Below are 11,630 nucleotides of genomic sequence, written 5' to 3' on the forward strand. Positions count from 1 at the left end.
GACGAGATAAGGGGTTTGGCGGCCTGTTTGGCCAAGCAGCTGCAAGATTTTCAAGCTAGTGGCTCAAAAACCTTGTATCTAAACTGGCGATCGCCCCTACTTTTTCAGCCAACCCATAAGTAATGGGAAAGGACTTGACTTTGCCGGCGACTTGCGCTATGCTTTTTATATAATGGGAATCTGTGCAAAATTTTTTTAGACGCATAGATTCCCATTATGAATAAAATCTTTTAAAAATATTATCGCAAAATCTGCCGACAAAAGCAAGCAAAATTTTGCCGATAATTGTTAAGTTTTGTTAACCAAGAAATACAGAGATCAGCAAGGTAAAAAAATCGAAGTCTCTTGCTGATCCTGTTTGTCGCTTAACCTTATGATTAGGTTAGGCGAATTGGCTCTTCTGGTTTTTGTGTGGAAGGAAGAAGAATAGGGATAATTTGGGTGCATCTCAATTTTGTCGAAATATCTATAGGACATTTTGGGCGCACGCAGTTCGATAAACTCACTGACCACGGTGCGCCCCTACCATTGGCGCAATAATATTATTGTAGGGGCGAATTGCATTCGCCCTCTTTGATTAACCCACCGCAAACCCTGTATATTCTCTGACTAGGGGTTCATGAAAGGCTAAAACAATATCTTCTTTAGGAACGCCTAAATTAACTAATTCATTGGCAATTCCCACCTCAGTGCCATCATGTTGTATCCAGATTTTACCTTTTTTAATATCGAGATGCAAAACACAACCATGATATCTTCGTCTATTTTTCCAGCCAACATACATCAATTGATAGTGATCGCCAACTGTATCAAAAATCAATTGTTGTTCAATCGGATCTTTAGATGAACCTATCTGAGAATATTCAGTAATGACTTGCTTGACATAGTGACGATATTGTTCTAATTTTTCCATTCGACAATTACCTCCCCAATCGGATCATAAATAATCAGGTAAATTTGAAATCTTTTAACGACAGTTTGAATAAATCGCAATTCAAAAAAACTATAATAAATATCTAAGGGAACAGCTAAATATAACTGTCTTTTAGGTTCTTTTTCTTCTAAAGCAACACGATAATTAAAGAATTGTCCAATGGCAGTATGAAATTCTGAAATGCTGGATTTACCGATAAAACTTTTAATTTCAACGGCTATCTTTTCATTATCTTTTTCTGCGGCTATCAGTTGCTCTGCTCCTAAATCGACATACATTTCTACATCACCCACTTCAATCCTTAAAGGGTCATCCGTAATGATCCAACCCTCTTTTTCTAATCCTTTTCTCACTGCACCATGAAAACGATCTTTAGCAGACATGAATCTTGAGGTTAGCAGGCATAATAATTATTAATTATAACATTTAGTCATGACGAGCGACAGGGTGAGAGCATCTCAAACCCTATTGACAATTGGCCAATTTTGTGATCCGCGTGGGCATTTCAAGTGATAAGGGACTTGCGTGAGAATAATATCCCAATCGATCGGAGGGCGCAAGCTTTGCGCCCCTACAGTAACGGATTTTGTCCACAATGTAGGGGCGAACTGCGTTCGCCCAAAAGGTACATTATCAAAGCGCAAGTCCCTAAGCTAAGACGTATTTAAACCGCTTATTCTTAGATTAGCCCCCCCCTTGCCTGATCTCCACCAGCAATTTGAATTAAGAACAGCTTAACTAGCTGACATCCATCGTGATAAAATCGGCCTTGTCTTTCTTCTGCCAGCGCGACGCCGAGCGGCGGTATGTTGAGCTTATTTCCCCTTTTACTTTTTACTTGGTATAAATCGTGCAGGTTTTCATTTATCATACTCCCGAACTTACCCCCGTCCATACTCTACCCGATTGCGCCGTCGTTATCGATGTTTTAAGAGCGACAACCACGATCGCCACTGCCCTCAATGCCGGTGCAGAAGCAGTGCAAACCTTTAGCGATCTGAAAACCCTGATGCAGGTGAGCGATACCTGGCAACCAGAAAAACGTCTCCGGGCAGGAGAAAGAGGCGGTGCGAAAGTGGAAGGCTGCGATCTGGGCAATTCTCCCCTCGATTGTACCCCTGATTTAATGAAAGGTCGTCGTCTGTTTATCAGCACCACTAACGGCACTCGCGCTCTGCAAAGAGTGGAAGAATCCCCGATCGTGATCACTGCGGCTATGATCAATCGGCAAGCTGCGGTTAATTACTTATTGGATAGGCAGCCCGAAACCGTCTGGATTGTTGGCTCTGGTTGGGAAGGGGGTTATTCTTTGGAAGATACGGCCTGTGCTGGAGCGATCGCCGATGCGCTACAAGAACAATCGGGGCAAATGGCGATCGGTAATGATGAGGTTATCGCCTCGATCGCTCTTTATCGTCAATGGCAAAATGATCTTTTAGGAATGTTCCACAGTTGTAGTCACGGTCAGCGCCTCTTGCGTCTCCACTGTCAAGAAGATTTAAAATACTGCGCTAATATTGACTCTCTTGATGTTTTACCGATCCAAAAAGAACCGAGCATTTTAGTCAAACTTTAGACATTATCACCCAGAGAAAGGGTCATCAGTGCCGGTAGGAGTATCGATCCTAGCCGGATTCCTTTATTTATAGTTTGCCAACCATGACTATCGATTCTTTACTGCAATCTTTTCAGCGTTTTGGGGTCAATCTCGGTTTAGAAAGAATAAAAAATCTGCTGGAGATTTTAGGCAATCCCCAAAATAAAATTCCGATTATTCATGTCACGGGAACTAATGGCAAAGGTTCAGTTTGTGCCTATCTATCTTCTATTCTCAGCACTGCCGGTTATAAAGTCGGACGTTATATTTCTCCCCATTTAATTGATTGGACAGAAAGAATCTCTATCAATGGCGAAAATATTGAAACCGCGACTTTAGAAAACCTGCTTAAAGATATAAAATCGCTTATCGATCCCCAGCAGGAAAGTCCTACTCAATTTGAGGTAATTACTGCCGCTGCTTGGCTGTATTTTGCCCGGGAAAAGGTGGATATTGCCGTGATGGAAGTGGGTTTAGGAGGAAGATTAGATGCGACTAATGTTTGCGCTCAACCTTTAGTTACTGTCATCACTTCTATTAGTCGGGAACATTGGCAAAATTTAGGTCCCACGGTTGCCGATATTGCCGGGGAGAAAGCGGGGATATTAAAAGCGAATTGTCCCGCAGTTATCGGACAATTACCGGAATCAGCGCAGGGAGTAGTTAGGGAGAGAATCAAGCTGTTAAATTGTCCAACGGTATGGGTAGAAGCTGCCGAAAAAATTGCCGATAATCGTGCTAAATATCAAGGTTTAGAATACCCTTTATCCTTAGCGGGAGATTTTCAACTAACTAATTCCGCTATAGCGATCGCTGTTGTTAATATTTTGCGTCAGCAAGGTTGGCAAATTAGCGATGAAGTCGTGCAGGAAGGAATGGCAAAAACTCGCTGGTTAGGACGTTTACAAACCGTTAATTGGTGTCAGCGAGAAATTTTAATAGATGGCGCTCATAATCCTGCTGCTGCTATTGGTTTAAGGCAGTATGTAGATAGTTTAAAGGCTCCAAAAATTATCTGGGTGATGGGTATTTTATCGACTAAAGATCATCGGGAAATATTCCAAGCTTTATTAAGAAAAGGCGATAGTTTATATTTAGTTCCCGTCCCCGATCATAGCAGTGCTAATCCTGAAACCTTAGCGGAATTAGCGGCTTCAATTTGTCCAGAATTATCTCACCTAGAGACTTGTTCCGATGTGTTTTTAGGACTAAAAAAAGCCATCCAAGAATCTGCCGATAGTCGGATAATTCTCTGTGGATCGCTTTATCTAGTCGGTTACTTTTTAGGGAGTTTGTTTCAGGGAAAATAAAACATCAATTTTACTGGTGGTTTTATCAGGCATAGTGGCAGTAATTCCGATCCCGCGTACCGATTCTAAAAAGGCTTTTGCTTCCGGGGTTAATTCCGTGGCAGGAAGATTATTAATTCCCCCTGCTTTAGCGATGATTTGCTCCACATCGATGAAAAAATAACCGAGATTATTTTTAGGCAAATTGGCGATCGATGCTTGGAAATTCTCACTTTTGCTAATCGGTTGATTCGGTTGGGGTTGATAGGGAATTCCGACGGTCATTTTTAGGGTATCATTATTAGGCCAAGCATAGGTTAAAAGTGCTTGTTCTTCCGCTTTCCATTCAGTCACATCTTGACCAGAAATTTGACTGTTTTTTATGGTGATAAAGGGAACAGTTTTCACCAATTCATTTAACTTATCGAGGGTAATTTTTGCCGCTTTATGATCGCCGGTTTGCCAGATCATCATTCCCCCAAAACCTAACCCTCCCACTGCTTGCTGGTTGGGGATAATTCCGAAGGCAAATTCTCGATCCATCCAGTTGAAAACTTCTTTATCCGCGTCAAGGGTTGCCATCTGAAAATTCTCACGGATCTGACGCAGAAAAACTTGTAATTCTGGGTTAGTTTGGGACTGTTTTTCTGCTTCTTCCCATCCCTGTTTAAGATTATTACCGCTCCAAAGTGCGATGGTATCTCCGGGTAAATAATTTAAAACTTGATTTCTGCTGGGGGAAGGTAGGGTAGAAATAGTTTCAGGGGCAAGTTTAGCCACCATTTGTAACTGTAATCCCGTATCGGTGACACCCACTCCTGCGACAATATCCTGAATTTTTGCTAATTCTTGCCGACTTTGGGGAGATAAATTAGCATCTGGTCCCAAGATTTTGGCATAATCATCAATATAAATTGTTGCTAGGGTATTGGGTAGGTTGAGGGATTGGGAAAGCAGTTTTCTCACTTCCGGTTTACTGCTAAAAGATGGCTGTCCTTGGTAGGTATTGATCGCCGCTTCTAACACCTTTTTATCGTAGGATATCAACAAAAAATCACCAGTAACGGCAGTATAAATGGTGGTATTATCCTGCCAATCTATAGAAGTAATTGTAATACCTTTGTAGTCACTGGTGCTAGTTTTGCGATTAACTTGTTGTCCTAGTTTTTTCTGGAATTCTGACGCTTTAATTTTATCTTTGATCCCGATAACCGTTAATAATTCCGATTGTCCGGGGGTAGCTGCGGGAAGGAAAGCAAAGCTAATACTACCGATCCAAGGTTCGATATCCCGTTGATAATCAATCTTATCAGTGAAGATATTTTTTTGTAATTCTTCTAGTCCTTGACTAACCGCAGTTCGTGATTCTGGTGTACCATATTTAGCTAACACTGACCAAGCTTTTGCATCCGTGGAGACAAAACTACTAGCAAAGGCAGTTTCTGGGATAACTTTTGCCGATTGCAAGGGGGTGAATCTTTGCCAAGGAAGTTGTCCTCGTAGATAAAGATAGACACCTCCTGCGGTTACTGCTGTTAGTCCTAGGACGACTAAACAACCGGGTAAAAATGATTTTTTTGACATAGAATTGTGGTTTGGTTAAAAAGTTCCATACTTGGCGATCAATTTGTCTCTGGTTGTAGTCTCTAGAGCAGTCCTATTGTAGTTATCCTAATTATCTTATCTTATCCCCAAAGGGAACGGGTAAAATTTTAGCTAATTTTTCCGAAATTATTGCTAATTACCGGAGAAAATTGGCTCATTCTTGGTTAGCTTGCCAACCCACCGCTTGATTAATATTAGTCAACCCATTAGCCTCTAATTTTTCTGTTAATCCTTGTAAAATATTTGATACTAGCCAGGGTCCTCGGTATAACCAACCGGTATAAATCTGTAATAAACTCGCACCGGCGGTAATTTTTTCCCAAGCATCATCGAGAGAAAAAATGCCTCCCACTCCAATTATTGGTAAATTGCCTTGGGTTTGCCGATAGATAAAACGGATCACTTCCGTGGAACGTTCCCGCAAAGGTTGCCCACTAATTCCCCCTGCTTCTTCAGTGATTGGTTTACCAGTTTCAGGCAGAATTGTGGTTTTTAATCCCGTGCGTTTAGTGGTGGTATTAGTAGCGACAATTCCGGCTAATTGATAGGAGAAAGCTAACTCGATAATTGTTCTGATATCTTCCCATTCCAAATCGGGAGAAATTTTCACTAATAGAGGTTTTCTGCCTTGATTTTCTGTTTGTAAAATGTCGAGGATTTTATCGAGTTGTTCCCCACTTTGCAGGGAACGCAAACCGGGAGTATTGGGAGAACTAACATTAACGACAAAATAATCAGCATGGGGGAATAAATAGCGAAAACTGCCTAAATAGTCCTCCGGAGCCTTTTCTAGGGGCGTATTTTTCGATTTACAGAGGTTAATACCGATGGGAATCTGTCGGGGTTGTCGTTGCCAAGATTGCTGGAGAGTTGCCGCTAGAACCGGCGCACCGAGGTTATTTGCCCCCATACGGTTTAATCCAGCCAAATCTTTTGGTAAACGAAATAATCTCGGTTTTGGGTTGCCCGGTTGCCCTTCTAGGGTGACAGCACCCACCTCGGCAAAACCAAAGCCGAAATTATGCCAAAGTCCTGCCCCTAAACCGTCTTTATCGAATCCTGCCGCCAATCCGACGGGATTGGGGAAATTTAACCCCCAGAGGCTTTGAGATAGGCGAGAATCGCTAAAACAGAGGGATTCTGCTAATTGGGAGATTAACCATTGTCCCCAAAATTCCCCCCGCGAGCGATCAATTTTTTGCAGAGTATTTAATAATTGTTTTTGTGTTCCCTCTAAATTGCCCCGAATAGCCTTGAAAGCTAGAGGATAAAAAGGTTTAATTGTGTCAATTATATTTGTCATAAGAAGACAGGAATTAAGGGTTAGGTGTAGGGTGGGTTAGGCAAGAACAAGTTATGTTTTTGACAAAAAATTTCCAATTTGCCGTAACCCACCTAGCATAATCTTTATAAACCTTGGCGAGGATTAAAAGTTTCGATCGCCCGTATTTTTTGATAAAGTTCTAATTCTTCAGGGCTAGGATTGGGAGGATTAACTAAGAGAATTTCCACTAATTGATCGCCCCTTTCTCCTTGGGAAGTGGGATAACCTTTATTAGCTAAACGTAATCTTTGACCACTTTTTAATCCCTTAGGAATCATCATTTTAACTAAACCGTCAATGGTAGGAACTTCCACAAAACCGCCCACAATTGCCTCGCTAGGAGTAATCGGTACTTGACAGACAAGATCGGAACCTTGAATCCTAAAAAAAGGATGCCTAGCGATAGTTATTTTTAAATATAAATCACCCCCTTCAATACCCTGACCTTTGAGACGAATTTTCTGCCCATCGATCATGGCTGCCGGCATATCAACCTCTATTGATCTACCATCTTCCAGACGAATTCTTTGTCTGCCACCTTGATAGGCTTTCTCTAAAGGTAAAGTTAATTTTGCTTCCACATCTCGACGAGTTAAACGGGGAGAGGAGGCAATTTTAGCACGCTTAGTATTAAGGTTATTAAAATCTTTAAACTTCCATAGATCCTGTTCTGTACGGGGGATTTTTCCATTACCGTTACTATTGGCTTTTTCCCCCGGACGTATCCCACGGCGCTTAATCCCCGTCAAGGAACGATTATACTCAACCCGTTTTTCTTCATCGGAGAGAACATCATAAGCTTCATTAATATCTTTAAACTTTTCTTCGGCCGATTTATCCCCCGGATTAACATCAGGATGATATTGGCGAGCCAGTCGTCGAAAAGCCTTTTTGATCTCGTCACTGGTAGCCGTGCGAGATACTCCTAAAACATCATAATAATTAACTAATTGTGGCATATATTCAGTTATCAGTTATCAGTTATCGGTTATCAGTTATCAGTTATCAGTTATCGGTTATCAGTTATCAGATTTGAGTTTTAAGTGAGCAGTATGTATTAAGCGAGCAGTATTAAATAGTAGTTTCCCACTGTCTTTTTACTGATTACTGATTACTGATTACTGTTTACTGATTACTGATTACTGTTTACTGTTTACTGATCACTGTTTACTGATCACTGATTAAAACCAAGCATCATCGTCATCATCCCAGTAATTTTGGGGGGGGATATTGCGGGAACGATTGCCACCGCTGCGGTTACTTTTACTATTGTTATAACTTTTTTCCTCCGAAGGGGGGGGACTTGACCAATCGGTATCGCGGCCATTATAGTAATTGTCCTGATTGGGGGGGCGATAACTATCTTGATTAGCCGAATAATTGGGTCGATAATCACTCTGATAACCCGGTGTACCCGGACGATAATCCTGACGATAACGATCGCGACGCGGTTCATAGGGAAGCTCATCTTCCTTATCCCCGGTAAAAGTCTTGCGAATAGCGCTAAAAAAGCCCTCGTCTTCCTCGTCGTATTGTAGGCGTACCTCGCGATTTAGTTCATAGATAACATCCTGTAGATCCGCCTGGGCGCGATCGATGCGACGGTCATCATTTTTCTCCAAAGCGTCGATAATTTCCGTACTCAAAGACTCAATTTGACGACGATAGGAACGGGTGAACTCATTACCAAAATCGAGAGTAACATCTTTTAAGCGTCGTTGAGCTTGATCCACCAGAGAGCGGGCGCGATTGCGTTTATCCACCTTTTCGCGACGGGTACGATCTGCTTCCGCAAATCGGGCAGCATCGCCGATCATGCGGTTAATTTCCCCTTCGCTGAGGGTAGAAGCGCCTTGAATGGTGACACTTTGCTCCCGTCCGGTCATTTTATCCCTAGCGGTGACTTGTAGAATCCCGTTAGCATCGATATCGAGGGACACCTGCACTTGGGGAATACCCCGGGGTGCGGGGGGGATACCGGTTAATTTAAAACGTCCCAGGGATTTATTATCGCTGGCCATTTCCCTTTCCCCCTGCAAGACGTGAATTTCCACCACAGTTTGATTATTTTCGGAAGTAGAAAAAAGGTCAGATCTGCGGACGGGAATAGTGGTATTGCGGGGGATTAACTTTTTCATCACACCGCCGATGGTTTCTAAACCCAAGGATAAAGGGGTCACATCGAGGAGCAGCACGTCTTTGACCTCGCCGCCCAAAATTCCCGCTTGAATAGCCGCCCCGACCGCTACAACCTCATCAGGGTTAACATTTTGATTGGGTTCCCTATCGATAAAACTCCGCACCAAATCCTTCACCACCGGCATCCGCGTGCCGCCGCCCACCAGTACCACTTCGTCTAGTTGGACGGGGGACAAACCGGCATCGGAAAGGGCCCGTTTGAGAGGACGACGGAGACGACTGATTAAATCGCCGCATAATTCCTCAAATTGGGCCCGACTCAGGCGAGTTTCGATGTGTTTGGGTCCGTCTTCCGTGGCGATGATAAAGGGCAGATTAATATCGGTGACGCTGACCCCAGATAGTTCAATTTTGGCTTTTTCTGCCGCTTCTGTCAGTCTTTGTAGTGCTTGCCGGTCTTGGCGCAGCTCCACGCCTTCCTGTTCCAAAAATTGATTGGCTAACCAATCGACGATTCTCTTATCGAAATCATTACCGCCTAATTGGGTGTCGCCACTGGTGGCTTTCACCTCAAAAACGCCGTCACCCACTTCCAGGATAGAAACATCAAAAGTACCGCCCCCCAGGTCAAAAACGAGGATTTTCTTGCTTTCCTGTTCATCGAGACCGTAGGCTAGGGCAGCGGCGGTGGGTTCGTTGAGAATCCGCAGCACTTCTAACCCGGCAATTCGGCCCGCATCCCGGGTGGCTTGACGTTGGGAGTCGTTAAAATAGGCGGGGACGGTGATGACGGCCCCGGTCACTTCTTCCCCTAGATAACGGCTGGCTTCTTCGGCTAATCGGCGTAAAACTAGGGCGGAAATTTCTTCGGGGGCGAATTCTTTTTGCAGACGGGGACATTTAATTTTGATATTGCCCATCTCATCCCGGCGGATGGTGTAGGGGACGCGCTTCGATTCGGGGTTTAATTCCGAGTAGCGACGACCTATGTAGCGTTTGATTGCATAGTAGGTGTTTTGGGGATTAAGTACCCCCTGTCGCCGGGCCATTTGACCGACCACTAACTCCCCATCTTTATTAAAACCGACCACAGAAGGAGTGGTTCTCATGCCCTCCGAGTTGGCGATGACCACTGGCTTTCCGCCTTCCATCACGGCGACGACGGAGTTAGTTGTCCCTAGATCAATGCCTACTACTCTACCCATGCTTGTTTTTGTCTCCCCCTAGATTTCGATAACTTCGGGACTTTTACCTTCGATCGATAGTTTAAATCGCTTAATGCTTGTTGACAATATTGTATCGAATTGTCTTAGGTTCTCGCTCTCGCTTCGGGGCGATTGAGGGTGTGATTACCGAAGTGGTCTTTTAGTGATCGCTTGTCATCCGGCTTGGGGGGTTTTAAATAGGGGCTGCGGCAAAAAGTTTTTCCTGGGGGCAGGGTGTGGGGTGTGGGGTGTGGGGTGTGGGGTGTGGGGTGTGGGGTGTAGGGTGTGGGGTGTGGGGTGTAGGGTGTGGGGAGTTTTCTCAGTGAACTGATAACTGATAACTGATAACTGATTCCGGCGGTGCTGGACAACAAATAGAGATTCTTTCCCCTGTACTAGGATGATTAAAAAGGATTTGATTGGCATGGAGATAATAACCACAATCTCCCGGCACTGCATCCGGTCGCGGTAATCCCCCCAGACCATACAAGGGATCACCGATTAAGGGATAGCCAAAAAAGGCCAGATGAATGCGAATTTGATGGGGTCTGCCCGTAAAAATTTGTACTTCTAATAGGGTACTATCGGGATGTTTTTTTAAGACTCGACCATCGCTGCGGGCCGATAACCCATCTGTGAGCGCACCGTAAACGTAGCCTAAAATGGGATGGGCGATTTTCCCGATCGCTTGATTAATAGTAAAGTTATCCGGTATGTCGCCCCGACCCACTAAAGCTCGATATATTTTGGTAATTTTCCCCTCTCGCATCTGTTGACTCAATTTAGCTCTAGCGGGCTTTGATTTCGCCATTAAGACTATCCCCGAAGTGCCGCGACCAAGACGATGAATTGGATAGGGAGTGACATCGGCATAATGCTGATGTACCAGATGGATGAGAGTATGTTCGAGAAATCCACCCCCCGCTAACACCGGTAATCCCGAAGGTTTCGCCACCACTAACACCTCGGCATCCTCGTAGAGTACCTCAAAAAAGAGCGGTACATCTGGTTCTGTCCACGGCGGGCGCTGATAGGTCAATTGCTGCCCGATTTCCAAGACTGTATCGGGGCAAGCGGGACGACCGTTGACTAGAATTGCTGCTGATAAAATGCGATCAAGCCATTCTTCTGGGCTAGAATGGGGATATTTGCCCGCATAGTAGGCTAATAGGCTTAATCCTGCCTGATTTTTGCTAATTTTATCTTGATAAATCCAGCCTTGATTGGGCATTGGGGTAGTGGGTGTGGGGTGTGGGGTGTGGGGTGTGGGGTGTGGGGTGTGGGGTGTAGGGTGTGGGGTGTAGGGTGTGGGGTGTGGGGTGTGGGGTGTGGGGTGTGGGGTGTGGGGTGTGGGGAAGTGGGGTGTAGGGTGTGGGGTGTAGGGTGTGGGGTGTGGGGAAGTGGGGTGTAGGGTGTGGGGTGTAGGGTGTGGGGTGTAGGGTGTGGGGTGTGGGGTGTTTTCTCAGTGAACTGATAACTGATAACTGATAACTGATAACTGATAACTGATAACTGATGACTGATGACTGATAACTGA

General features: G+C 44.3%; 11 protein-coding genes. 2 read left to right on the forward strand and 9 right to left on the reverse strand.

Annotated elements, in window-relative coordinates:
- Nucleotides 1-577: 577 nt before the first annotated feature.
- On the reverse strand, nt 578-913 hold the full coding sequence (locus IM485_RS05285; protein ID WP_002748301.1) for a XisI protein: 336 nt from the start codon (nt 911-913) through the stop codon (nt 578-580).
- On the reverse strand, nt 901-1,317 hold the full coding sequence (locus tag IM485_RS05290) for a XisH family protein (protein WP_002751648.1): 417 nt from the start codon (nt 1,315-1,317) through the stop codon (nt 901-903). Before IM485_RS05290 ends, IM485_RS05285 begins: the two co-directional genes overlap by 13 nt.
- A gap of 467 nt (nt 1,318-1,784) precedes the next feature.
- Here IM485_RS05290 and IM485_RS05295 point away from each other — a divergent pair, with 467 nt between their 5' ends.
- Complete coding sequence (locus IM485_RS05295) at nt 1,785-2,510, forward strand: 2-phosphosulfolactate phosphatase family protein (protein WP_002759138.1); 726 nt, start codon at nt 1,785-1,787, stop codon at nt 2,508-2,510.
- Nucleotides 2,511-2,593: 83 nt separating this feature from the next.
- Nucleotides 2,594-3,841 (forward strand): bifunctional folylpolyglutamate synthase/dihydrofolate synthase, encoded by a 1,248-nt coding sequence (locus tag IM485_RS05300; protein WP_287741768.1) that lies wholly within the window; start codon nt 2,594-2,596, stop codon nt 3,839-3,841.
- On the opposite strand, the gene IM485_RS05305 is transcribed toward IM485_RS05300, so the two are convergent.
- The 7 genes from IM485_RS05305 to IM485_RS05335 form a co-directional block, all read right to left on the reverse strand.
- Nucleotides 3,815-5,404: a DUF3352 domain-containing protein gene (locus IM485_RS05305; RefSeq protein ID WP_287741771.1), complete on the reverse strand. Its 1,590-nt coding sequence runs from the start codon at nt 5,402-5,404 to the stop codon at nt 3,815-3,817. The genes IM485_RS05300 and IM485_RS05305 overlap by 27 nt on opposite strands.
- A 175-nt stretch (nt 5,405-5,579) precedes the next feature.
- Nucleotides 5,580-6,728 carry a quinone-dependent dihydroorotate dehydrogenase gene (locus tag IM485_RS05310; protein WP_104396160.1) on the reverse strand — a complete coding sequence of 383 codons (1,149 nt, stop codon included), beginning with the start codon at nt 6,726-6,728 and terminating at the stop codon, nt 5,580-5,582.
- 104 nt (nt 6,729-6,832) lie between these two features.
- The gene (locus IM485_RS05315; RefSeq protein ID WP_104396159.1) at nt 6,833-7,708 is read right to left on the reverse strand and encodes a J domain-containing protein; all 876 of its coding nucleotides are present in this window, start codon (nt 7,706-7,708) and stop codon (nt 6,833-6,835) included.
- Between the two features lie 222 nt (nt 7,709-7,930).
- The gene (gene dnaK / locus IM485_RS05320; protein ID WP_287741779.1) at nt 7,931-10,093 is read right to left on the reverse strand and encodes a molecular chaperone DnaK; all 2,163 of its coding nucleotides are present in this window, start codon (nt 10,091-10,093) and stop codon (nt 7,931-7,933) included.
- Between the two features lie 104 nt (nt 10,094-10,197).
- Complete coding sequence (locus IM485_RS05325; protein WP_287741781.1) at nt 10,198-10,464, reverse strand: hypothetical protein; 267 nt, start codon at nt 10,462-10,464, stop codon at nt 10,198-10,200.
- The gene (locus IM485_RS05330) at nt 10,413-11,324 is read right to left on the reverse strand and encodes an RluA family pseudouridine synthase (RefSeq protein WP_287741783.1); all 912 of its coding nucleotides are present in this window, start codon (nt 11,322-11,324) and stop codon (nt 10,413-10,415) included. The genes IM485_RS05325 and IM485_RS05330 overlap by 52 nt, the downstream gene beginning before the upstream one ends.
- The coding region (locus IM485_RS05335; protein ID WP_287741785.1) for a hypothetical protein at nt 11,293-11,630 on the reverse strand (338 nt) is incomplete at its 5' end. The genes IM485_RS05330 and IM485_RS05335, both read right to left, overlap by 32 nt.

The organism is Microcystis sp. M169S2, from assembly GCF_020245865.1.
Taxonomy (GTDB): Bacteria; Cyanobacteriota; Cyanobacteriia; order Cyanobacteriales; family Microcystaceae; genus Microcystis; species Microcystis ichthyoblabe_A.